This window comes from Pseudomonas sp. stari2 (assembly GCF_040760005.1).
In the GTDB taxonomy this organism is placed as follows: domain Bacteria; phylum Pseudomonadota; class Gammaproteobacteria; order Pseudomonadales; family Pseudomonadaceae; genus Aquipseudomonas.
The window spans coordinates 148,132-171,450 of record NZ_CP099760.1; the positions used below are offsets into that span (position 1 = coordinate 148,132).

A 23,319-nucleotide genomic window follows, 5' to 3' on the forward strand; every position below is an offset into this window, starting at 1 on the left:
GCTCGCGGGCGATGCCTGCGAGCGCCGCAATGATCAGAGGCTGATCGGCGTGGCCTCGAACTTCACCCGCGGATGCGCAATCCGATCCTGCGCCCGCACCAGTTGCAGTTCATAACTGGCGCAGGCCTGGGTTTCCAGCAGCACTTCATGCACCGCCGCTGCGGTGAATTCAAACGCCGCCACCAGACTGTCGCCGAGCAGCACCCGCGCCAGGAACAGGCCGGACGTCAGATCGCCCACACCGACCGGTTGCCGCGGAAACGCCAACAGCGGGCGACGCAGATGCCAACTGCCTTCGGCCGTCACCAGCAACATCTCAAAGCCATCCACCGGTTTCCCCGGGTAATCCAGATGCTTGACCAGCACTGCTTTCGGCCCACGCGCCAGCAGCGCCCGCGCCATCGCCAGGCAATCGAACAGCGACTGCGGCTTACGCCCGGAGAAGCTGTCCAGCTCGAGCTGGTTCGGGCACATGAAGTCCGCCACCGCCGCGGCTTCGTCGAGCAGGAAATCGCTGACCTCAGCCGGCACACTGCAACCCTTCTCCGGATGGCCCATCACTGGGTCGCACAGGTACAGCGCTTTTGGATTGACCGCTTTGATCCGCTCTATACCGCTGAGAATCGCCCGGCCCTGCGCCGCACTGCCGAGATAACCGGACAGCACTGCGTCGCAATTGCCCAATTCACCGATGGCGGCGATACCTTCAACCAGTTCCGGGATCCGCTGCGGTACCAGCACTTCCCCGGCCCACTGGCCGTACTGAGTGTGGTTGGAGAACTGCACGGTGTTGAGTGGCCAGACATTGACCCCGACCCGCTGCATCGGAAAAACCGCAGCGCTGTTGCCGGCATGGCCGAACACCACATGGGACTGGATGGCGAGCAGATGAGGCGTACGTTTCATTCGGGGTTTTCCGTAAAACGATTGAAATTCAAGCCGCGCAGTATGCGACGAAACGCAGCCTGTACGACAGACCGGCGACGCAGTTAAGCTGATGCCAACTTTTGGAGTTTCTTGTTGATGCTGACCCTGGAAAACATTTTCGTGCTGATGCTGTTCGCCGTTGCCGGCGCGTGGCTGTGGCACAACCACGGCCTGCGTGAGCGGGCGCTGGAACGGGTCAAGCAGCATTGCGTGAATGTCGGCGTCGAACTGCTCGACGGCAACGTGGCGCTGAAGAAGATCGGTTTCATCAAGGATGCCAGCGGTCGTCGACGCCTGGCCCGGGTCTACAACTTCGAATTCACCGTGACCGGCGAAACTCGCCACAACGGCACCATCACCCAGTTCGGCCCCCACAGTGCGCAGATCGAACTGGCGCCCTACCCGGCACCATTCGACGACACCCCGCCAGTGGTGGAAGTAGCCAAGCCGACCGCGCAAGTGATCGAGCTGAGCCAGTGGCGCCAGGAACACACCAAGTGGAAGCCTTGAATCAGGCCACTTGAATCCGACAGCCGGCCAGTCCTGCCTGCAACTCATCGATCGCCTGCGGCCGGTCGAAAATCAGCTCGATCCGAGAGTCCTTGCGCCACTCGCTGGGCTGCCAGTCCAGCTTGGTATTATCCAGCGCATTGGCTGACCGCCAGCCGTCCTGGCTGTGGATAACCAGCTTCGCCCGGCGCCATTGCAGGGATTCCAGCCACTGAGTGATGCGAATCACGTCAAATGTCTGGCTTGGGTGCCAGCGCCAGCCGATGCTCCAACCGCCCTCTTGCGCCTGACTCAGGCAAATCGGCAAAGCCGGATCGCTCCAGATGGCCGGCATCTGCGCCAGCCCCTTGGGCGTAATCAACTTATCCACACCCGCTTGCGCTTGAGCTGTCACACCCGGCAATTCGCTCAGGGGCAACGATGCCTGCTGCGTCCAGATCAGCCTGACGGACGGCAACTGACGAGCAATCTGCTCTCGCCGGGATTCATCGATGGTTTCCGCCTTGTTCAATACCAGCAAACCGGCATTCGGGAGCGCCTCCCGCTGTGCTGGCGGTAGCGTCTTGCCTGCCGCCAGTGCCTGGGCGTCCAGCACCAGCACGCAGGGTTGAACCGCGAGAACGCCTTGCCATGGCGCCTCGCTCAGTTGTTGCAGCAACTGCGCCGGATGCCCCAATCCGGAAGGTTCGATGAACAGGCGATCCGGCTGAGCCTTGCGCAGCAATCGTCCCAGCCCGATCTGAAACGGCACACCGTTCACGCAACACAAACAGCCCCCGGCCACTTCGCCCAGTGCGATACCATCGGCCTCCCGCGTCAACAGCGCAGCGTCGAGGCCGATCTGGCCGAACTCGTTGATCAGTACCGCCCAGCGCTCACCGGTCGGTCGCTGCGCCATGAGTTGGCGGATCAGGCTGGTCTTGCCGGCGCCCAAGGGGCCTGCGATGACGTGGGTGGGAATGTTCTGCAACATGATCAAGGTTTTCTGGAGGTCGGGAATGCGGTGGATGGGATGGTCGTTGCTGTTGGCGTTGGTTTCGGGCGAAGCGCTGGCCCAGGCCTGTGTGGTGCACAGCCAGGCGGAACGCCTCGACGTGAAGGTCTGCCAGCAGAACCGCAACATCCCGGAGAAACTGTTCAATGACGGCTTCTGCCAACCCACGCTGGCGGGGCAAAAAGTCGACGTGCAGTACGTCGATCAGTGCCCTGCCGGAGCGTTTGGCGTGTGCAGCAACGCGCAAGTCGCCAATATGCCTTATCGCCAGGATATCCACTATTACGGCGTGGCCACTGATGCGGCCTACTTGAAGCCGTACTGCGAAAGCCAGAGCCAGGGTAGCTGGCTCAAGCCTTGAGGCATCAGCCGAGCCAGTCCAGAGTCAGCATCAGACGCCGTTCGCCCGGCGCCGGTTGAGGAGAGCGATGGATCAGCCCGAAACCTTCGTTACCGTGCCACTTCTCCCCTTTGAGCATCGCCACTTCACCGCTGACCAGTTGCTGAATCCGCGATTTTTCCTGCGGCTCGGCCAGCGGTTTTCCCAGTTGCCGGCGATCCATTTCCCCTTCCTTCAACCACTCGCTGCCAATACCGGCGTAGGTGGTGATTAGTCGTACGGGCACATGATCGACGTGAAAACGCGGGCACATCGCCTTGTCCAGCACACGCAGCCGCAAGCCGATCCGTCGCGCGCCGAGCAGGCAGGCGAAGGCGCCGACCAGCCATTTCAAGTCGGCGATAAAACCTTCGTAGCCTTCCAGGTCACGGAATCCGCTGGCCAGTCCGGACAGGTCCGGCTCGGTGTCTTCGTCGGGTAATTCGAGGCTCAGCGCTTCGGCATAAGGCTCGTTGAGTGACACCAACAACTTCGCAAAATCGGCGACATGCAGCGGTAGTTGCCGCTGCCAGACAGCGAGGTTTATTTCATCTTCCAGTATGCTCGCCAGCGCTTGCGGGGTCGGGCCGAGAACTTGATGACGTGTTTTGCTTTGCAGCGGTTTGAGGGCAAGCATCACGCGGCCTCGTCATGCCAGGGGCCGAACGGATCAGCCAGCAATCGCCAGCCTTCGACACCAAGCGCCATCTCGGCATCGGTGAGCAGGCAGTCGTCCAAGGCTGACTTGAGTTGTGCGAAATCGATGTTCTGGCCGATAAACACCAGTTCCTGGCGACAGTCTCCTACGCTGGCGGTCCAGTTTTCCAGGATCGCAGCGGTGCTTTCCTGATCCTGTGGCCACTGATTTTTCGGTACAAAACGCCACCAGCGCCCGGCGAAACCATGGCGCATCAAACCGCCCGCCTGCGACCAACTGCCGGCATCCGTGGGTTTGCTTGCGAGCCAGAAGAAGCCTTTGGAGCGCAGCAACTTACCGTTCAGCCAAGGTCGATCGATGAAGTCGAAAAAGCGCTGAGGGTGAAAGGGTCGGCGCGCGCGGTAAGCCGTGGACGCGATGCCGTACTCCTCGGTTTCCGGCACATGTTCGCCACGCAATTCCTGGAGCCAGCCCGGGGCCGTTGCAGCCCTGTCGAAGTCGAAACGGTGGGTGTTGAGGATCTTCTCCAGCGGCACTTCGCCCATCACCATCGGGATGATCTCGGCGTTCGCGTTGAGCCGCTTGAGGATCGCCATCAGCTCTTCCCGTTCTCGGCTGCTGATCAGATCGATCTTGCTGATCAACAGAACGTCGGCGAACTCGATCTGTTCGATCAACAGATCGGTGATCGAGCGCTCATCTTCTTCACCGAGGATTTCGCCACGGGAGGCCAGACTTTCGGCAGCCTGGAAATCAGGCAGGAAATTCAGGCCGTCGACTACAGTGACCATGGTGTCGAGGCGGGCTATGTCCGCGAGGCTTTGGCCCTGCTCGTCGCGGAAGGTGAAGGTCTCGGCTATCGGCAATGGCTCGGAAATGCCGGTGGATTCGATGAGCAGATAATCGAATCGGCCTTCCCGTGCCAGTTTGGCGACCTCCTCTAGAAGGTCTTCGCGTAACGTACAGCAGATACAACCGTTGCTCATCTCGACGAGTTTTTCTTCTGCACGGTTCAGGTCGACATTACGCTGAACTTCGCTGCCATCAATGTTGATTTCGCTCATATCGTTGACGATCACCGCCACACGCAGATCGTCTCTGTTACGTAGTACGTAATTCAAAAGTGTACTTTTTCCGGCGCCGAGAAAGCCGGATAAAACGGTCACGGGAAGTGGGGAAGACATGGGGTAAACCTCATCAAACGGTAGCTAAACACAGGAAACGCTCTCTGCGGCAGGCGTTCTTGGGCTTCTACGAGACAATCAGAGAAGCAGACGCTTGAAAACAGGAGCCACGGAAAGCTCGATCGAATTTATGTTATAGTATAACAATATTAAAGATCCACTTTCTTCTTGCCGGAAATGACAAAGGGCTGGAAGCTGGAAACACTTCGCCGTCGAGTGATCTCATGAAAACTGCGCTGAAATTCTCACTCGTTGGCCTGGCTTTGCTGACGTTCGATGCATGGGCACAAGTCCCAGGGCTCGCCAACTGCACGCGCAGCGCGAATCTGCTGGCGTGTGTGGATGCCAATGGCAACGCCTACAGCGTCAACACGGCCGGCAAGACGATTTACCTGCGAGGTTTCGAGAAGATTGGCCAACGTTATTGGGCGCAAACCAACAGCATCTATGGGCAGCTGACGTTCTTCACCGGGATCGCCTCCGACGGCGAGGCCTGGGTCGGTTACAACCGCCGGGTGGGCTGGACAACGATCAATCGCTTCTCCAGCTCCGGCGGAAGCACCGGGAAGTTCACTTGTAGCCGACTCACGGGCTGCTAGACACGCGCTGATTTCTGCTCCTGCTGCCAAGCGATATAGCTGTCGGCAGGTGGATTTTTCTGGAAATAGCGCTGCAACCCTTCGAACAATCCGTCAGCAACCGCCTGCTGATGGCGAGCGGTGACCAGTCGCTGACTGTCCCGCGCGTTGGAAATGAACCCGGTTTCCACCAGAATCGACGGCACATCGGGTGACTTCAGTACCGCAAATCCTGCCTGTTCCACACGCTTTTGATGCAGCGTGGTGATGCCCGCCAGACTCCCCAGCACCGTGCTGCCCAACTGCAAACTGGCGGCGATCGTGGCGCTCATCGACATATCGAGGATGACCCCGGCGAGCATCGGGTCCTTGTCTTTCAGATTCAGCAGGCTGGTTGCACCGAGCAGATCCGCACCGTTTTCCCGCTGCGCCATAAAGCGCGCAGTGGCCGACGTCGCGCCCCCTTCAGACAGGCAATACACCGAAGCGCCCGAAGCGGTCAGACGCGGCGCGGCATCTGCGTGCACCGAAATGAACATGTCGGCCTTGTGCTGGCGAGCAATATCGACCCGCTTGCGGAGCGGTACAAAGAAGTCGTCGTTGCGCACAAGCTTCACATCGAAGCCCTTTTCCCGCTTCAGCCGGCGGGCAAGCAGCTGTGAAATGGAGAGCACAACGTCTTTCTCGCGCTCGCCTTTTGCACCCACTGCGCCCGGATCTTTACCGCCATGACCAGGGTCGACCACGACAATAATGTCTCGTTTTGGATGATTGGTTTTCCCCGGTGTTTCACGTGGAACGCTTGGAGCTGCCACTTTTGAATCGCCCAAAAGGTCCAGAACCAAGCGATGCCCTTGCCCATCCTGAGGCGCCAGCAGGAAGGTATTGAGCTGAACCGGGCGATTCAAATCCAGAACGATTCGAGTATCACTCTTCCCAAAATGCCCGGAACGGATGCTGCGAATGACCGTTTCGCTGAGCGCCAACTGACTGAAATCACCACTCAAGTTGGCACCATTCAAGTCGATGATCAGACGATCCGGTGCACTCAACGTAAACGTCTTGTAGCTCACTGGCCCGCTCAAATCGAAGACCAGTCGAAGCTTGTCATCCGAACGCCAGAGGCGTGCATTGCGAATTTGTGTAGCGCTGACACTGAATGGAAAAGCCAGCGCAGCGCTGGCCAACATCAGATTAAGCAAATGACGTCTGTGCATATGAAAGCCCGTTAATGAAAAAGGCATCGTGATTTGAATTGTTATAATGTAACATCAAATCCAATCAACACGATGGTACTGAACATGAATGCGCTGACGCTGCCGGATATCGCCGCGCAAGCCGCCCGCCAAGCCTTGCCGCTTGATTGGGTGGGAATGCGTGGTATCGCTCTACCTGTCTTTATCGAGGGCCAACGCCTGGCAGCAAAAGCCGATGCGGGTGTCAGCCTGGATGACGGCGAGGCCCGTGGGATTCACATGTCACGGTTGTACCTCGCGCTGGAAATGCTGGAACAACAAAACCTCACTCCCGCACTTTTGCAGCAGGTTTTGCAGCGTTTTCTCGATAGCCATGATGGCCTGGCCACCAGCGCCTATTTGAATATTCATACGGACTTGCTGCTCAGAAGGCCCGCATTGGTCAGCCCATTGGCAGGATGGAAAACCTATCCGGTGACCATTGCAGCCACTCTGAAAAACACAGTGTTCCACGTGGAACTGAAAATCGAGGTGGCCTATTCCTCGACTTGCCCCTGCTCTGCCGCTCTGGCGAGGCAATTGATCCAGCAGCAATTCGTCGACGATTTCGCCAACAAGCCGTTGCAACATGCCGAGGTTCTGGCTTGGTTGGGCTCGACTCAAGGGATCGTCGCAACGCCCCACAGCCAACGCAGTACCGCGCGACTGCATCTGCACCTGGATGAATTTGTCGATGGTTTGCCACTGACCTCAACCATCAACGATGCCGAAGCAGCCCTCGGCACCGCGGTACAAACCGCCGTGAAACGCGCCGACGAACAAGCCTTCGCCCTCGCTAATGGCCAGAACCTGATGTTCTGCGAAGACGCCGCTCGCCGTCTGAATCTGGCACTGCGTCGTTCACCCGGCATCCGCGAATTCCACCTGTGCGTGATCCACGCCGAAAGCCTCCACGCCCACGATGCAGTCGCTGAAAGTCGCTGGCGCCGGGAGACCGCATGATCCGCCTGCAGTCTCTGAGTTGGGGCGCACCCGGCCAACCGCTCACGCCACCGCTGAGCCTCCAACTGGAACGCGGCAGCCTGACCGCCATCATCGGTGTCAACGGCAGCGGTAAAAGCAGCCTGCTGAAAGTCATCGCCGGATTACAGAGGCCTTTGGCTGGCGCCGTCGCATTAGGCGTCCCTCGCCAAAGTGGTTTGTCATTCCTCCCCCAGCAACAGCACCTGGATCGGCAATTCCCGATCAGCCTTCAGGAACTGGTCGCCGCCGGTTTCTGGGGCCGCCGACTTTCAACCCAACTGCGCACACAACGGCTGACTCAGTCACTTGAAGACTGGCACTTGAGCGGCCTGGAGCAGCGCCCATTGATGGCCCTCTCCGGCGGTGAATTACAACGCGCCCTGCTCGCCCGATTGAGTCTGGCCGACACGCCATTGCTGCTGCTCGACGAACCCCATGCCGCCCTCGACGAACTGGGTCAAGCATTACTCTGGCAACACCTGCACAGCTGGCATGCGCAAGGCCGGACGCTGGTGATGGTTTGCCACGACCTCGCCGCCGTCCGTCAACACATTCCACAAACGCTGCTGATCAAACACAGCGGCTGTGTGTTTGGCCCCAGTGTTGAACTGATCCAGCAAACACCCAACGTGCAGGTGGCCTGATGCACGCCGCCGCGCATTTCTGGCAACCGTTCCTTGAGTTCGTGTTCATGCGTCGGGCACTGCTCGGCGGTCTCCTGCTCGCGTGCAGCACCGCGCCATTGGGTGTATTCCTGATCCTGCGCCGCATGAGCCTGATCGGCGATGCCGTCGCCCACGGCATCCTTCCCGGTGCCGCACTCGGTTTCTGGTTTGCCGGCCTGAGTCTTCCCGCGCTGACCCTCGGCGGTCTCGGCGCTGGCCTGAGCATGGCCGGACTCGCCGCATGGATCACCCGCCGAACTGGCCTGCGCGAGGACGCCAGCCTCGCGGCGATCTACCCGATCTCCTTGGCCAGCGGTGTACTGATTCTGGGCATCGCCGGCAAACGGCTCGACCTGCTGCACTTGCTGTTCGGCTCGGCGCTGGCCGTCGACGGGCCGACCCTCAACGGCATGTTGGGCGTTTCGCTGCTGAGCCTGATGGCCATGGCACTGATCTACCGCCCGCTCCTGCTCGACACCCTCGACCCACTTTTTTTGCGCACCGTCAGCCGACTCGGCCCGATCGCCCACGGGGTGTTCCTGACGCTGGTGGTGCTCAACCTGGTCATCGGTTTCCAGGCCATCGGCGCGCTGATGGTGGTCGGACTGATGATGCTGCCCGCCGCCGCTTCACGTTTCTGGAGCCGACGCCTGCCGATCCTGATCGCTATCGCCGCCGTGATCGGTTGCCTGTCGGTATGGCTCGGCCTGTTGCTGTCGTTCTACTACTCGCTGCCCAGCGGTCCGGCCATCGTGCTGGTCGCGGGCATCGGTTACCTGTTGTCCGTCGTGCTCGGGCCGGTTCACGGCCTGCTGCGCCGCCCGCCCTTGCTCACATCCCAATGAGGTATTTCCCGATGCGCGCTCTACTTGTGTTGTTAAGCCTGATGCTATCGATGTCGTTGTCGGCGGCGGAGAAACTGCCGGTGGTCACCAGTTTCAGCATCCTCGCCGACATGGTGCATCAGGTCGGCGGCGAGCATATCCAGATCACCAACATGGTCGGCCCGGACGCCGACGCCCACACCTACGAACCGACGCCGGACGATGCCAAGGCACTTCTGAAAGCAAAACTGATCGTGAAAAACGGGCTGGGTTTTGAACCCTGGCTGGACCGATTGGTGACCAGTACCGACACCAAGGCCACCGTCGTCAGTGCCAGCCATGGCGTGATCCCCCGCTCTCTGGATGAGGACGGAGAAACCGTTCCCGATCCTCATGCCTGGCACAACCTGGCCAACACCGAGCTGTATGTCGCCAACATCACCAAGGCACTGATCGCCGCCGACCCGGCGAACACAGCCGACTACGAACGTAACAGCAAGGCTTACCTGAAACAGATCTACGCCCTCCTCGCCGAAGCCAAGTCCAAGCTCGGTTCCCTGCCGCCGGGCAACCGCAAGATCGTCACCAGCCACGATGCCTTCGGTTATCTGGGGCAAGCCTACGGGATCGACTTCATGGCACCGCAAGGTCTGTCCACCGAGCGCGAACCTTCCGCCGCCGAAGTCGCCGCGCTGATCACCCAGATTCGTCAGGCCAAGGTCAAAGCGGTGTTCATGGAAAACATCAAGGACGCACGCTTGCTCAAACAGATTGCCGACGAAAGCGGCGCGCACATCGGCGGCACGCTGTACTCCGACGCCCTCGCCGCTTCGGGTCCGGCCAGCACATTCGCCGGCTTGTTCGAATACAACCTCAACACTCTTTACGACGCCCTGAGCCAACCATGATCCGCAAAAATCCTTCCGGCGATCTGCCGCAAATTGCCGAGTCTGCCTACGTCGACAAAACTGCGATCATCTGCGGCAAAGTGGTGATCGGCGAAAATGTGTTCGTCGGCCCCTACGCAGTCATTCGCGCTGATGAAGTGGACGCCTCCGGCGAGATGGAGCCAATCACCATCGGCGCCAATTCGAACATCCAGGATGGCGTGGTGATCCACTCCAAGTCCGGCGCGGCGGTAACCATCGGCGAGTTCAGTTCCATCGCCCACCGCTCGATCGTGCATGGGCCATGCAAGGTCGGCGACCGGGTGTTCATCGGCTTCAACAGCGTGCTGTTCAACTGCGTGGTCGGCAACGGTTGCGTGGTGCGGCACAACTCGGTGGTCGATGGCCGGGATCTGCCGGATGCGTTCTACGTGCCCTCCACCACCCGCATCGGGCCGGGCACCGACCTCTCGCAATTCCCTCCGGTGAGTGTCAGCGCTTCGGAGTTTTCCGAAGACGTGGCGCGCACCAACGTTGATCTGGTGCGCGGCTACAAAGCCCTGCAGAACGAGTTCTGATCCCATGAACAGTGTGCTGATTCGCAATGCGCGCCTGGTTGATGACGGGCATGAGTTCTACGCCGATCTGCTGGTCAGCCACGGTCGCATCGTCAAGATCGGTCGTAGCATTGAAGGTGAAAACGCCACGCTGGAAATCGACGCCAACGGTCAATGGTTGCTGCCGGGGATGATCGACGATCAGGTGCATTTCCGTGAGCCGGGCTCGCCAGCCAAAGGCAGCATCTACACCGAATCCCGCGCAGCCGTGGCCGGTGGCATCACCAGTTTCATGGACATGCCCAACACTAATCCGGCTACCCTCACCCTCGAAGCGTTGGCCGACAAGAAGCGTCGGGCAGCGATCAACTCAGTGGCCAACTACGGCTTTCACTTCGGCGTCAGTCACGACAATCTGGACACCGTCGCGGCGCTCAATCCAAGTGAAGTGGCCGGGGTCAAAGTGTTCATGGGTGCATCGACCGGCAACATGCTGGTTGATGACTCCAAGACGCTGGAGCGTTTGTTCGCCGAGGTGCCGACGATCCTGCTGGCTCATTGCGAACACACACCAAGCATCGACGCCAACAGCGCAAAACTGCGTGAGCGCTTCGGCGAACATCTTCCGCACGATGCTCATGCATTGATCCGCAATGCCGAGGCCTGTTATCGCTCCTCTTCGCTGGCAGTGGAACTCGCCAAACGCCATGACACTCGCCTGCACGTGCTGCACTTGACCACGGCTCGAGAGCTGGAACTGTTCGAAGACAAACCACTGGCGCACAAACGCATCACGGCGGAAGTCTGCCTGCATCATCTGCTGTTCGATGACCGCGATTACCCGGACTTCGGCAACCAGATCAAATGCAACCCGGCGATCAAAAGCGAGGCTGATCGCGATGCCCTGCGTCGGGCATTGTTGAGCAATCGACTGGATGTGATCGGCAGCGATCACGCTCCGCATACCTGGGCGGAGAAACAATTGTCGTACGCCCAGGCACCGTCCGGACTGCCGCTGGTACAACATGCGTTGCCGGCGTTGTTGGAACTGGTAGCGGATGGCGTGCTGCCGATCACCACGCTGGTGGCAAAGACCAGCCACCGGGTGGCGGATCTGTTTGCCATTCCGGATCGCGGTTATTTGAGGGAGGGTTATTGGGCCGATCTGGTGTTGATTCAGCCAGAGCCCGAGGGTGTCGCGGTATCACGACAACCGATCCTGTCGCAGTGCGGTTGGACGCCGTTTGCCCGTCACAACTTTCGCCATCGAGTGAGTACGACGCTGGTGTCGGGACAGGTTGCGTGGCACGACAATCGGCTGCATGACGGGTGTCAGGGATTGCCGTTGCGGTTCATGCGCTAGAAGAAACCGCCCCCACAACATTGTGGGGGCGGTTCGATTTTCAGGCTCTTGGTTTGACGGTGCCGCAGTCCTGGCCCAACCAGACGGCGCGGGTTTCCAGACTACCCTTCTGGTTGATGCCGATGGCATTGAACGTGCCGTTGGCGATAGTGGTGAACTCACGATCGCTGACGAACGTTGCAACACCGGTGCCCGAGGCTCGCGGGCAACTGAAACGGAATTTCCATTGGTTGCCGTTGCGCTCGGTGATCTGCTGTTTGCAGCCGGACTGCGGGTCGGCCAGCGGAATATCATTGGTCGCTACTTGTTGTGGCGTCAGGCAGGCACGAATGCCTTGGCCACCGATGTTGATCCCTTGCTTCTCCAGTGCCGCCCGCTGTTGCGGGGTGATCTGGCCTTGGATCTGGCCGAGGATCGATTGCACGTCCATGGCCTGATCATCGACCTTCACATTGCTCGATGTCATTTCCCACAACCCCGGCTGCAGCATTTGCGCCTGAGCCACCAACGGCAAGGCCAACCCCAGACCCAGTGCCAAACCCAGCAGACGAACGTTCATTGCAAAACTCCTGATCAGTAGTGGCCGTTAGACGTCGGCCGCTTGTTTCGGTTCATGGCCTGCTTTCATGGCTAAAAAGAAAATAGCGACAAGCGCAAAGGAACATGGTCTGTTAAGCATTGAATCTTCAGGAGCAAGGTTGCCCCATGGATTATTTTGGACCGCACATCTTCGGTTATCTGATCGCGCTGATACATAGCCTGGGCACAATTGCCGCCATCCATGCGGTGCTGACCGTCCGCACGGCGCAAGGCGCGATCGCCTGGGCGCTGTCGCTGATCTTCATTCCCTATCTCACCCTCATCCCCTACCTGGTGTTCGGTCGCAGCACCTTCGACGGTTATATCAAGGCCCGACGTCAGGCCAACGAACAGATGCGCCAGGCCGTTTCCGAACTGAACTGGCGGCCCTGGGTAGAAGAAGCCCTGACCGCTCGCGCCTCGAATGCCTACGACTCGTTGCGGGCGATGCCGAAATTGGGTCGCATGCCGTGTCTGGCCAACAATGAAGTGCAATTGCTGATCAACGGCGCCGCCACCTTCGAAGCGATTTTCCACGCAATCGAGCAGGCACGGGAAGCCGTGCTGATCCAGTTTTTCATCATTCACGACGATCGCCTCGGCCAGCGCCTGCGCCAACTGCTGCTGAAGAAAGCCGCCGAAGGTGTCGCGATTCATTTGCTGTACGACCGCATCGGCAGCCACGCCCTGCCCCATAGTTACGTACAGGCACTTCGCGATGGCGGGGTCGAGGTCAAGGCATTCGCCACCCGCAGCGGCTGGCTCAATCGCTTCCAGGTGAATTTCCGCAACCACCGCAAGATTGTGGTGGTCGACGGAATGATCGGTTTCGTCGGCGGACACAACGTCGGCGACGAATACATGGGCGAAAAACCACCCTTGGCGCCATGGCGCGACACCCACGTTCAGGTGCGCGGGCCGGTGGTTGCGTGCATGCAGGAGTCATTTGCCGAGGACTGGTTCTGGGCCGCACGTACGCTGCCGCCGCTGATCCTGCCAGACGTTTACCCGGACGACGGCGTGCTCTGCCAGTTGCTGGCCAGCGGCCCGGCGGATGCCTACGAGACCTGCTCGCTGTTCTTTGTCGAAGCCATCCATGCCGCCACCGAGCGCGTATGGATCACCAGCCCCTACTTCATTCCCGACGAGGCGGTGTTCGCCGCATTGCGTCTCGCGGTCCTGCGCGGTGTCGACGTGCGACTACTGCTGCCATCACGTCCCGATCACCGCATCGTTTACGCCGCATCGAGCCTTTACGCGTTCGAAGCGGTGCGCGCCGGGGTGCGGGTATTCCGCTATGAACCGGGTTTCCTGCATCAGAAAGTGGTGCTGGTCGACAGCGAAATCAGCGCCATCGGCAGCGCCAATCTGGACAACCGTTCGTTCCGGCTGAATTTCGAAGTGATGTTGCTGACGGTCGACAGTGAATTCGCCGGCCACGTGGAACAGATGCTCAACGAGGACTTTGCCCAGGCCTACGAAATCGCCAAGGAAGAAGGCCGGGAGATCCACCGCCTGCAACAACTCGGCATGCGGATCGCCCGGCTGATTTCACCGATTCTCTAGCTCAAGGGTTATAGATGTCATCACGGGTCCACGGTAGTTCATGGCTGCCATCGGGGTGGGCCTTTACTGCGAGAATCTGGTGCAGATTAATCCAGCCCCGGGCAAACGCGTAGGCGCAACCGGCAAGGTACAGTCGCCAGATACGCAGGGCCTGATCCGACACCAGTTTGCCGGCCGCTTCGAGGTTGTCCTCCAGCCGTTCGCTCCAGTGGTCCAGCGTGCGCGCGTAATGCAGACGCAGGCTTTCGACATCGACGATCTCCAGACCGGCCTCGCTGATCTCGGCCGAGATCATTGCCAGGTGCGGCAGTTCGCCGTTGGGGAACACGTATTTTTCGATGAAGTCGCCGGCACCGCGTCCCACCGGACGGCCATCGGTGTGCTTGGCGGTGATGCCGTGGTTCATCACCAGACCGCCCTCTTTCACCGCGCCGAACAAGGTCTTGCAGTATTCGGCCAGATTGGCGTGGCCGACGTGCTCGAACATCCCGACACTCACCACTTTGTCGAAACGCCCATCCTGCGGCAGATCACGATAATCGAGCAGCTGCAGTTCGACCTGGTCTTCCAGGCCCTCGGCTTTAACCCGCTCCCGAGCCAGCGCCAGTTGTTCCTTGCTCAGAGTGATACCGAACACCTTGGCACCGAACTCACGGGCAGCGTAACGCGCCAGACCGCCCCAGCCGCAGCCGACGTCCAGCAGGTAGTCGCCCGGCTGCAGACGCAGCTTGCGACACAGGTGCCGGAACTTGGCCTGTTGCGCCTGCTCCAGGGTTTCGCTGCCGGTTTCGAAATAGGCGCAGGAATACGCCATGTCACTGTCCAGCCAGAGCTGGTAGAACGCGTTGGACAGGTCGTAGTGATAGGAAATGGCTTTGGCGTCGGTTTCCTTGTCGTGCACGGTTCGCACCGGCTGACTGTCTTCGTCTTCATCGAGCAGCGCCGTGCTCAATTCGTCGCAAACCCGGATGACCTCGCTGATCGAGCCCTCGAGTTCCAGTTTGCCCTCGACGAACGCCGCCCCCAGCGCGTCGAGACTTGGATGGGTCAATTGGGACACCATCAACGGGTCCTTGACCACGATGGTGACGCTGGGCGTCGGGCCCAGATTGAATTCATGGCCGTCCCAGAGTCGCAGGCGAAGCGGAAGCTGCAGATTCTGTAAGGCCGGTGGAAGTTGCGCGAGCATGGAATATCCCCCTGGTTTCAGACGTCTGATCTGAGGGTAGACCATCCTTGAAAATTAGCAGGCTATCGATTCGATAGTTGCCACCTATCAGCCAACTTGGCTGCAACGGCACCGATCTCCGTGCTTCAGTGCGCCTTATCTGGAGACTTCAAGACCGGCGCACAGTTCGAAAAATGATCAGTTCTGCTCTTCAAGCTTCAGCAGCGGTTCCTGAAAGCGCAACAACCGACCGGCATTCCCCAACACCAGCAATGTGCTGAGATTGTGCAGCAATGCAGCGATCATCGCCCCGGCCGCGCCCAACCAGCCGAATGCGGCGAATACCACGATGGCCAGCGTCCAGCCCAGACCGATGATCACGTTCACTTGCAGCGTGCGCCGACATTGGCGACTCAGGCGCACACAGGTGCCGAGCCGGCGCAGGTCGCTGCCGATCAGCACAATGTCGGCGGACGCAAGCGCAATGTCAGCACCGCCCGCCCCCATCGCAACACCCACCACACCAGCCTTGAGTGCCAGCGAATCGTTGATGCCGTCGCCGACCACCATCGGCCGGAAACCGTTGTCGATTTCCTTCAATACGCGATTGAGTTTGTCTTCGGGCAACGCCTGGGCTTCGACTTCATGCAGGCCGACATCCCGCGCCAGAGTTTGCGCCACGCTCTGACGGTCGCCGGTCAGCAACAGTTGCCGACCGAGGCCCAACTCGCGCAGTTCGCTCAAGGCGAATTTCGCTTCAGGTTTGACGCTGTCGGCCAGCAACAGCCAGGCGAGGAATTCACCGTTCAACGCCAGGCCGGCAATCGGGCCGTCGTGCTCGGGAATCGAAGTTGTCGGGATGCCCAGTTGCGCAAACAGCTCCGGACGACCGAGTGCCGCTTCACCCTGTTCCGTCCTGGCGACCACACCCAAACCTTGCCGTTCGTGAATATCGGTCAGCACCAGCACGTTGTCCGCGTGTACCAGTCCGGCCAGTGCACGACTGACCGGGTGACTGCTGGCAGCACCGAGACTGGCAGCCAGCGCCATCACCGATTCGTGATCCTCCTGCGCGCTGTTGATCGACTGCAGACGCAACGTGCCGTAAGTCAGTGTGCCGGTCTTGTCGACCACCAGGGACGTGAGGTCAGCCAACTCTTCAAGGAAGGCCGAACTGCGGATCAGAATCCCGTGCCGCGCCGCGACCGCCACACCGGCAATCGCTGTCGCAGGCGCCGACAACACCAATGCACAAGGACAGGCTGCAACCAGCACCGCCAACATTGCCTGCGCATCATTGGTGACAAACCAGGTCACCGCCGCCAGCAGCAACACCAGCACCATGTAGCTGCCGGCGTAGCGTTCAAGCAGACGGGTGATCGGTGGCTTGGAGCGCTCGGCGTTCTGCATCAGGGCGATGACCTTGCCCAGGGTCGATTCATCGCCGGTACGGGTCACCTCGATACGCAGCAACCCATCGAGGTTGATCGCACCGCCGAACACGGTCATTCCGACGCCCGCCTCCACCGGCACCGACTCACCGGTGATTGACGCCGTATCGAGGCTGGCCTGGCCTGACAACACTCGACCGTCCGCCGGCACCCGATCACCGGCGCGGACTTCAACGGTGTCGCCGGCCTTGAGCGTGCCGTTATCGACTTCGATGACCGTGCCATCCGCCTGGACTTTTCGTGCATGACTGCGGGTGAGCTGACCCAACGCATGAATCGCCTCTTGCGAGCCGATCACGCTGCGCTCCTCCAGCACATGGCCGAAGATCATAATGATCGGTAGAAGCGCAGCGGTGAGCAAGTCGCCGGTAGCCCAGGCACCAAGCATCGCCAATGCGATCAATTGATCGGTGATGCCATGCAGACTCGGGTAACGCAAGCTGAACCACGCCGAGCGCATCACCGGCACCGCGACCAACAAAGAAGCAACACCGAGCAGCAACTGACTGACACCGGTTTGCTCCGGCATCAACCAGCGCCAGATCAAACCAAGCCCGAGCAGGCCGAGGGCGAGCATCGCCAGGGTCAGTTGGCGCGCAGCGCGACGTTGCTCGGCCGAGGACAACAGACTCGGTGCGGCGGTAGTGGCGGTCATTTACTGGCTCCCTGAATGATCAGGCGGGAATCGTCTTTCGGATCGACTGTGGTGACCGAACCGGCCTGGCCGAGAATCTTCGGTATCCGCTCGCGGTACAGGCGCAGCAGCATTTGCGGGTCAGTGCCCTGCTGTCGGGCCTGGGCCAGACTCATGACAGTCGCGGTATCGGCGGAGGCCTTTGCCAGGCGCTCACCGGCCTGGGCGTGGGCGACCTGCAATGTGCGGTCGGCCAGTTCGTTGGCGGTCTGGGTGATTTTTTCAGCGTCGGTGCGGGCATTGGCCACCGCTTTGTCAGCCTGTTGACTGGCGGTAAGCACAGCGTTGAAAGCACCGACGGCCGGCTCGGGCAGACTCGATTGCACATCGACCCGCGCCACTTCGATACCGATGCCCTGCCCGCTCGCCTTCAACTCGGCCAGGCGTCGGTTGATTCCTTGCACCAGATCGCCACGCAGTCGTTCGCGTCGTTCGGCGGCTTGATTGTCGGCGCCGATCAGTTCCGGTCGCGCCACCAGAATGGTGTCCAGATCCCGCGCTGCTGTCAGGGCCACCGCGCTGCGGGTCACCAGTCGATCCAGTGCCGGCAGCACGTGATCGCCTTGCAGCACGAAGTCATATGGATCGGTGACCTTGTAGAACACCCGCACATCCAGCTGCACCACCCCGGCATCACCGGTAAGCAAATAGCCGGAACCGGCCAGAGCATCGCTCAGCGGTGTAGCGAATGTCGCGACGCGATCCGCCTGTATTGCAGCAGAACTGCGCAGCAGGTTTTCCACTCGACGCTCGATGACCCGGTCTGCCGCCGGCAGCAGAACGACCTGTTCGAACGGCTGCGGCCAAGCCAACAACAGCCCGGCATTCTGGATGCGATCCAGCGCACCGAAATGCATGACCACCGCGCGATTCTGCGGGTCGATCTGCCGAACATTGGAAAATGCCCAAGCCAAGGCTGCCAGCACTGTCACCGCGTACAGGGCAAAAAACGCCAGGCGTCCCGCCTGAATCCACGGACTGTTCATCGAATTTGTTCCACGTGGAACTTCACTCATGGCTGCGTTCCGGTCTTGCTATCCATATTCGGTGGGCCATCCACCAATACACGGAACGGCGCGGCGTCGGTGCGCAGGATCAGCTTGGTGTCCGGCGTAACGATGGTGCCAAGGGTGTCCAGCGAGCGCAGCAAGTTGTATAGCTGCGGTGATCCGGCGTAAGCACGGCCATAAATCTGCGCCGCTTCGACCCGTGATTGCGCTTCGATTTCGGCCGCTTTCACCGTGGCGTCAGCCTGCACAATTCGCGCGTCACGCTCGGCACCAGAACGAATTTGCGCTGCTTCACGCTTGCCAATGGCCGTGCGTTCGGTAGCAATGGTTTCACGCTCGGCGCGCATCCGGTCGACCGTCGCGGTAAGTGTCACCGACGGCAGAGTCAGTCGCTCGATACCTACTTGCACCACGCGCACGCCGTAAGTGGCGAGCAACTGCTGATCGATCTGCTGACGCAACTGCGCTTCGAAATCAGCGATGTGCACCTGACTGGCATCGGTATTGACCAGATTGGCCAGGTCGAAACTGCTGGCAGTAGTCTCCAGTGCCGAGCCGACAAAGGTTCGAATCTGCCGCGCCGCTTCGTCCGGCTGATTCTGCACTGCACGCATGAAGCGTTGGACGTTGTCCGCATCGCCCTGCACCTGCCACGCGACATACGCCTGCACGATAATGCGCAAGCCGTCGCGGGTGCCGACGTCCTGCAAACCGCTCGAGGTGGTGCGCAGGCGCAGATCCACCGGGATCGCCGCTTCGAACGGCGCCGGCCAGCGCCAGCTCAAACCGGGCTCCAGCAACACTCGGGACGGGTTGCCGAAGCGGGTGATGACCGTGGCTTCACCGGAGCGCACCTGCACCAGACTTGCCGCTGCGATGGCAAACGCCACCAGCAACACGGCCCAGCCCATGCGTCGCCACGGAAAAGGCCCCGCCTCTTCCGGCGCGCCATGATGATGGTGGTGATGCCCGTGGTGGTGGCCGCCATGAGCATGGTCGTGACCGCTATGGTCATGGTGATCGTGAGTATGCGACTGGCTCAATGGGTGGCTCCTGGTTGAGCGGTGGTGCGCGCCGGCGTCGGGTCAGCCGGCAGCGTGAACGTACGCAGGTCGATGGTCGGCGCGTTGCTGCTGCCGCCCAGACGATGGTCGAGCACCAACAGTTTGGCTTTGCCCAGTCCCTGACTGAGCTGGCTGAGGTATTGCTCCAGCACGAAGGCCTGACCGGCGCTGGCGTAGGCTTTTTGTTCGGCGCTGAATTTCAGGCCCGCCGCGCGGGCAGTCGAGCTGGTTTCGTGGGCATTGGCGGTGGCTTGGTCGCGAGCGAGGCTGGCCTGCAACTGCGCCTGATTGCTCGCTTCGGCCGCCGCACCGCGTTCGCGAGAGATCAACGCCTGAGCACCGATCTGCGCCGCTTGCACGCTGTGATAAGCGTTGGCCGCACCGGCGGGTGGATGAATCGCTTCAACCACAGTGGCGAGAATCTCTACACCGCTATCGAGTTTCTGCAGATCGTTTTGCACCGCGCGGCCGATCTCGTCAGCCAGCCCTACCCTGTCCTGCCCCAGCAAACCGTCGAGGGTGCGCGATGCAAAATCGTGGACCAGAATCCGGCTCGCGGTACTGCGGATCAACGTCGGCACATCCGCGCTGTTGTAGGTCGCGGCCAATGCCGCCTGATCGCTGAGGCCGATGCGATAGACGAAACGCACGTCCATGTTGACGATCTGGAAACTCTGTTGCTCGCCACGGCTGCTGGCGATGACCTGGGATTTGTCGTTGACGTGGCTGGCATCCCACAAGCGGTTGGCGGTAATCGGGGCCGGACCTTCCGCCGGATCCGGCTGAACCGGCGCCGGGTTCTCGCCGACACTGGTCGCCAGTTCGTGCACCACGCCGTTCTCCACACTCAACACCCGGCCCAGCGGCCACGGCAGGCCGGCATGCAAACCGGGGCCGAACACCTGCACCGGTTTGCCGAAGCGCTCGTAGATACCACGGCTTTGCAGTGGAATTTCATGAATGCCGGTAAGCAACCAGCCCACCGCCGCCACCAGCACCAAGACCGGCAGGAATGCGCGGCGCATGTAACTGAAGGCCCAGATCTGCCGCAGATCAATACCGAAACGGTTGTGCAATTCGTGTTGCAAGGCGAGCAACGGTTGCGGCGGCCAACGTAGCAGATCGGCGACGAAACTGCGGGCCAGCAGCACCGGTTCAAGTTGTTCGCGACGCGGACTGAACAGCGACAACACGGCACGCAGCAACAACTCCAACGCGACCAGTCCCGGCAGGATGCCGATCAACACAGCCAAACGCACGGGCCAGACGGATTTCTCGCTGGCAAACAGCAAGCACAGCGCACCCAATACCAGACTGATGATGACGACTCGAACCAACTGCGCCAGTGCTCCCGCCTCGGGCCATTGCGCCGGGTTTTCCTGAGCCAGTTGCCGCTCCAGCACCAGCAGACCGAACGCCAGCAGCAGCGAGATCGCCGCGCTGACAGACGCGGACAAACCCACTGCAGTCGGTTGCAGCGTGAGATTCCACACCTGCTCGATGCCGAGCAACGCCAACAGCGCCAGACCGCCGAGCCATAATGTCGCCGCGCCAATCTGCCCCAGCACATGCAGGCTGCGTCGGCTAAGCCGATCCAGCAGTCGCTCGTACCAGCCATCCGACGCGGGCGTCTCGTCAACAACAGTCACCGGTACCACCGGATTGATCACCCGCGCTCGCCAATCAGCCACCCACCACGACGATTGCAGCCCGGCGACCAGCACCAGCAACGCCGCGCTCTGATTGACCAACAGCGCCGGCCAAAGCGATTGAGAGGCGAACAGACCAACAAAAAACGCCAGCACCACCCCGGCCACGGCCAACCCACCGAGACCGATGGCCAACCGGCGCAGTCGGCGACCCTGGGTCGCCGCCTGCTGAAAGCGCGGCAGACCGGTCACTTGCGTGCCATCAACGTCCAGATCGACTTGCATATCCCCCCAAAACCCTTGGCTCACTGCTTAACTCGTTACGATATAACGAAAGTAGTGAAATATTTGTACTCATTTGCACCATTCAAAGTCGCTGAACCTGTCGCGTTCCTGAAGCCTTGACCGAAATGTCCGGAAACGCACATATTACGTACGTAATTTTTAGCGATCCGCATTCTTCAGCCAGGAGTAAGCGCATGAGCAACTATGACGTAGTGATTCTGGGCGGCGGGCCCGGCGGTTATAACGCAGCGATCCGCGCCGGCCAGTTGGGTCTCAAGGCCGCTTGCGTGGAGGGCCGCGCCACACTGGGCGGCACCTGCCTCAACGTCGGTTGCATGCCGTCCAAGGCGTTGTTGCACGCGTCCGAACTGTACGATGCGGCAATGGGCGCGGAATTCGCCAACCTCGGCATCGAGGTCAAACCGACGCTCAACCTCGCGCAAATGATGAAGCAGAAGGACGAAAGCGTCGCCGGCCTGACCAAAGGCATCGAATTTCTGTTCCGCAAGAACAAGGTCGACTGGATCAAGGGCTGGGGCCATATCGATGGCCCCGGAAAAGTCAGCGTAACCGGCGATCAGGGCAACCGGATCGAACTGACCGCCACCGATATCGTCATCGCCACCGGTTCCGAGCCCACTCCCCTGCCCGGCGTGGCGATCGACAACCAGCGCATTCTAGATTCCACCGGCGCGTTGTCCTTGAGCGAAGTGCCCAAGCATCTGGTGGTGATCGGTGCCGGCGTGATTGGCCTCGAACTCGGCTCGGTCTGGCGGCGACTCGGCGCGCAAGTGACCGTGGTGGAATACCTCGACCGCATCTGCCCCGGCGTCGACGGCGAAGCCGGCAAGACCCTGCAACGCTCGCTGAGCAAACAGGGCATCAGCTTCAAACTGAGTTCGAAAGTCACCAGCGCCACAACCTCGACCAGCGGCGTGCAACTGAGCATCGAACCGGCAGCCGGCGGCACCGCCGAGCTGCTGGAAGCCGATTACGTGCTGGTCGCCATCGGTCGCCGCCCCTACACCCAGGGGCTGGGGCTGGAGAACGTCGGCCTGAGCACCGACAAACGCGGCATGCTTGCCAACAAACACCATCGCACCGAAGCACCCGGCGTCTGGGTGATCGGTGATGTCACGTCCGGGCCGATGCTTGCCCACAAGGCCGAAGACGAAGCCATGGCCTGCATTGAGCAGATCGCCGGCAAGGCGGGCGAGGTCAACTACGACCTGATTCCCAACGTGATCTACACCCGACCGGAGCTGGCCAGTGTCGGCAAGACCGAGGAGCAGCTCAAGGCTGAAGGCCGGGCCTACAAGGTCGGCAAATTCCCGTTCACTGCCAACAGCCGGGCGAAGATCAATCACGAGACCGAGGGCTTTGCCAAAGTCCTCGCCGACGCGCACACCGACGAAGTCCTCGGCGTGCACTTGGTCGGCCCGAGCGTCAGTGAAATGATCGGCGAGTATTGCGTGGCCATGGAATTCAGCGCGTCGGCCGAAGACATCGCCCTGACCTGTCACCCTCACCCGACCCGTTCCGAGGCGCTGCGTCAGGCAGCGATGAATGTCGAGGGCATGGCGACGCAGATGTAAGCACTGTGCGAATACTTCCCGCGCAATGCGGGAAGTATCAGGATGGCAGATGTCCCAGCGGCAACGCTCCCGGGGTCTTCACCGTGTGAATCGCGAAATTGCTGCGAATGTCGCTCCCCCCCGGCAGTTTCAGCAGACAACCGGTTAAAAAACGGTCGTAGGCGCGCAGATCCGGCACCACCACTTGCAGCAGAAAGTCCGATTCCCCGGACACAAGAAACGCTGAAATAACCTCCGGCAACGCCGTCACCGCTCGGTGAAACGCCTCGGCCTGTTCATCGTTGTGCCGTTCCACCTTGACCCCGACGAACACCGTCAGCCCCAGCCCCACCTCGTCACGGTCCAGGTTCGCCTGATAGCCGCGAATCACCCCCGCCTCCTCCAGCATCCGCACCCGACGCAGGCACGGCGACGCAGACAAACCGATTTCGTCCGCCAGTTGCACATTGCTCAGGCGCCCGTCCCGTTGCAGCGCGGCGAGAATCTTGCGATCGAAGGCGTCGAGTTTCATGG

23 protein-coding genes are annotated in these 23,319 nt (G+C 60.6%); 11 read left to right on the forward strand and 12 right to left on the reverse strand.

Annotated features, from left to right (window positions below; genetic code table 11):
* Positions 1–33: 33 nt before the first annotated feature.
* Positions 34–906 carry a pyridoxal kinase PdxY gene (pdxY, locus tag NH234_RS00675; RefSeq protein WP_085731311.1) on the reverse strand — a complete coding sequence of 291 codons (873 nt, stop codon included), beginning with the start codon at positions 904–906 and terminating at the stop codon, positions 34–36.
* A 117-nt stretch (positions 907–1,023) separates the two neighbouring features.
* Here pdxY and NH234_RS00680 point away from each other — a divergent pair, with 117 nt between their 5' ends.
* Positions 1,024–1,437 carry a DUF3301 domain-containing protein gene (locus NH234_RS00680; RefSeq protein ID WP_096817106.1) on the forward strand — a complete coding sequence of 138 codons (414 nt, stop codon included), beginning with the start codon at positions 1,024–1,026 and terminating at the stop codon, positions 1,435–1,437.
* A 1-nt stretch (position 1,438) separates the two neighbouring features.
* On the opposite strand, the gene NH234_RS00685 is transcribed toward NH234_RS00680, so the two are convergent.
* Complete coding sequence (locus tag NH234_RS00685; protein ID WP_367255332.1) at positions 1,439–2,410, reverse strand: GTP-binding protein; 972 nt, start codon at positions 2,408–2,410, stop codon at positions 1,439–1,441.
* 25 nt (positions 2,411–2,435) lie between these two features.
* On the opposite strand from NH234_RS00685, the gene NH234_RS00690 reads away from it, so the two are divergent.
* Positions 2,436–2,792, forward strand: a complete 357-nt coding sequence (locus tag NH234_RS00690) for an NADH:ubiquinone oxidoreductase (RefSeq protein WP_367255335.1) — start codon at positions 2,436–2,438, stop codon at positions 2,790–2,792.
* Positions 2,793–2,796: 4 nt separating this feature from the next.
* Here the strand turns inward: NH234_RS00690 and NH234_RS00695 are convergent, their stop codons facing one another.
* Both NH234_RS00695 and zigA read right to left on the reverse strand, forming a co-directional pair.
* On the reverse strand, positions 2,797–3,447 hold the full coding sequence (locus NH234_RS00695; RefSeq protein WP_085731307.1) for a DUF1826 domain-containing protein: 651 nt from the start codon (positions 3,445–3,447) through the stop codon (positions 2,797–2,799).
* The gene (gene zigA, locus NH234_RS00700; RefSeq protein WP_367255338.1) at positions 3,447–4,652 is read right to left on the reverse strand and encodes a zinc metallochaperone GTPase ZigA; all 1,206 of its coding nucleotides are present in this window, start codon (positions 4,650–4,652) and stop codon (positions 3,447–3,449) included. The genes NH234_RS00695 and zigA overlap by 1 nt, the downstream gene beginning before the upstream one ends.
* Before the next feature lie 224 nt (positions 4,653–4,876).
* Between zigA and NH234_RS00705 the strand changes: the two genes are divergently transcribed.
* Positions 4,877–5,251, forward strand: coding sequence for a glutamine synthetase (locus NH234_RS00705; RefSeq protein ID WP_085731305.1), 375 nt, complete (start codon positions 4,877–4,879; stop codon positions 5,249–5,251).
* Here NH234_RS00705 and NH234_RS00710 read toward each other — a convergent pair.
* Positions 5,248–6,447 (reverse strand): N-acetylmuramoyl-L-alanine amidase, encoded by a 1,200-nt coding sequence (locus NH234_RS00710; RefSeq protein WP_367255341.1) that lies wholly within the window; start codon positions 6,445–6,447, stop codon positions 5,248–5,250. The genes NH234_RS00705 and NH234_RS00710 overlap by 4 nt on opposite strands.
* A gap of 84 nt (positions 6,448–6,531) precedes the next feature.
* On the opposite strand from NH234_RS00710, the gene folE2 reads away from it, so the two are divergent.
* From folE2 to NH234_RS00740, 6 genes are read left to right on the forward strand one after another with little or no spacing between them, the layout of a single operon-like run.
* The gene (folE2, locus tag NH234_RS00715) at positions 6,532–7,428 is read left to right on the forward strand and encodes a GTP cyclohydrolase FolE2 (protein WP_085731303.1); all 897 of its coding nucleotides are present in this window, start codon (positions 6,532–6,534) and stop codon (positions 7,426–7,428) included.
* A complete protein-coding gene (locus NH234_RS00720; RefSeq protein WP_367255343.1) occupies positions 7,425–8,093 on the forward strand; it encodes a metal ABC transporter ATP-binding protein in 669 nt (222 codons plus the stop codon). Before folE2 ends, NH234_RS00720 begins: the two co-directional genes overlap by 4 nt.
* A complete protein-coding gene (locus NH234_RS00725) occupies positions 8,093–8,959 on the forward strand; it encodes a metal ABC transporter permease (RefSeq protein WP_367255346.1) in 867 nt (288 codons plus the stop codon). The genes NH234_RS00720 and NH234_RS00725 overlap by 1 nt, the downstream gene beginning before the upstream one ends.
* 11 nt (positions 8,960–8,970) lie before the next feature.
* On the forward strand, positions 8,971–9,846 hold the full coding sequence (locus NH234_RS00730; protein ID WP_367255348.1) for a metal ABC transporter substrate-binding protein: 876 nt from the start codon (positions 8,971–8,973) through the stop codon (positions 9,844–9,846).
* On the forward strand, positions 9,843–10,403 hold the full coding sequence (locus tag NH234_RS00735; protein ID WP_085731299.1) for a carbonate dehydratase: 561 nt from the start codon (positions 9,843–9,845) through the stop codon (positions 10,401–10,403). The genes NH234_RS00730 and NH234_RS00735 overlap by 4 nt, the downstream gene beginning before the upstream one ends.
* Positions 10,404–10,407: 4 nt before the next feature.
* The gene (locus NH234_RS00740) at positions 10,408–11,745 is read left to right on the forward strand and encodes a dihydroorotase (protein WP_367255350.1); all 1,338 of its coding nucleotides are present in this window, start codon (positions 10,408–10,410) and stop codon (positions 11,743–11,745) included.
* A 40-nt stretch (positions 11,746–11,785) separates the two neighbouring features.
* Here the strand turns inward: NH234_RS00740 and NH234_RS00745 are convergent, their stop codons facing one another.
* A complete protein-coding gene (locus NH234_RS00745; protein WP_085731297.1) occupies positions 11,786–12,304 on the reverse strand; it encodes a DUF3617 domain-containing protein in 519 nt (172 codons plus the stop codon).
* Between the two features lie 146 nt (positions 12,305–12,450).
* Between NH234_RS00745 and cls the strand changes: the two genes are divergently transcribed.
* The gene (gene cls / locus NH234_RS00750) at positions 12,451–13,890 is read left to right on the forward strand and encodes a cardiolipin synthase (RefSeq protein WP_085731296.1); all 1,440 of its coding nucleotides are present in this window, start codon (positions 12,451–12,453) and stop codon (positions 13,888–13,890) included.
* Between the two features lies 1 nt (position 13,891).
* Here the strand turns inward: cls and cfaB are convergent, their stop codons facing one another.
* The 5 genes from cfaB to hflK (NH234_RS00775) form a co-directional block, all read right to left on the reverse strand.
* Complete coding sequence (gene cfaB / locus NH234_RS00755; RefSeq protein WP_367255353.1) at positions 13,892–15,079, reverse strand: C17 cyclopropane fatty acid synthase CfaB; 1,188 nt, start codon at positions 15,077–15,079, stop codon at positions 13,892–13,894.
* A gap of 177 nt (positions 15,080–15,256) precedes the next feature.
* A complete protein-coding gene (locus NH234_RS00760; protein WP_367255354.1) occupies positions 15,257–17,164 on the reverse strand; it encodes a heavy metal translocating P-type ATPase in 1,908 nt (635 codons plus the stop codon).
* Positions 17,161–18,219 (reverse strand): protease modulator HflK, encoded by a 1,059-nt coding sequence (gene hflK, locus NH234_RS00765; protein WP_085731293.1) that lies wholly within the window; start codon positions 18,217–18,219, stop codon positions 17,161–17,163. The genes NH234_RS00760 and hflK (NH234_RS00765) overlap by 4 nt, the downstream gene beginning before the upstream one ends.
* Complete coding sequence (hflC, locus tag NH234_RS00770) at positions 18,216–19,256, reverse strand: protease modulator HflC (protein ID WP_085731292.1); 1,041 nt, start codon at positions 19,254–19,256, stop codon at positions 18,216–18,218. Before hflC ends, hflK (NH234_RS00765) begins: the two co-directional genes overlap by 4 nt.
* Positions 19,253–21,211, reverse strand: a complete 1,959-nt coding sequence (gene hflK / locus NH234_RS00775) for a protease modulator HflK (protein ID WP_367257269.1) — start codon at positions 21,209–21,211, stop codon at positions 19,253–19,255. The genes hflC and hflK (NH234_RS00775) overlap by 4 nt, the downstream gene beginning before the upstream one ends.
* 194 nt (positions 21,212–21,405) lie before the next feature.
* Here hflK (NH234_RS00775) and lpdA point away from each other — a divergent pair, with 194 nt between their 5' ends.
* A complete protein-coding gene (gene lpdA / locus NH234_RS00780) occupies positions 21,406–22,806 on the forward strand; it encodes a dihydrolipoyl dehydrogenase (protein WP_367255357.1) in 1,401 nt (466 codons plus the stop codon).
* A 37-nt stretch (positions 22,807–22,843) separates the two neighbouring features.
* On the opposite strand, the gene NH234_RS00785 is transcribed toward lpdA, so the two are convergent.
* Positions 22,844–23,317 carry an Lrp/AsnC family transcriptional regulator gene (locus tag NH234_RS00785; RefSeq protein ID WP_367255359.1) on the reverse strand — a complete coding sequence of 158 codons (474 nt, stop codon included), beginning with the start codon at positions 23,315–23,317 and terminating at the stop codon, positions 22,844–22,846.
* Positions 23,318–23,319: the final 2 nt, after the last annotated feature.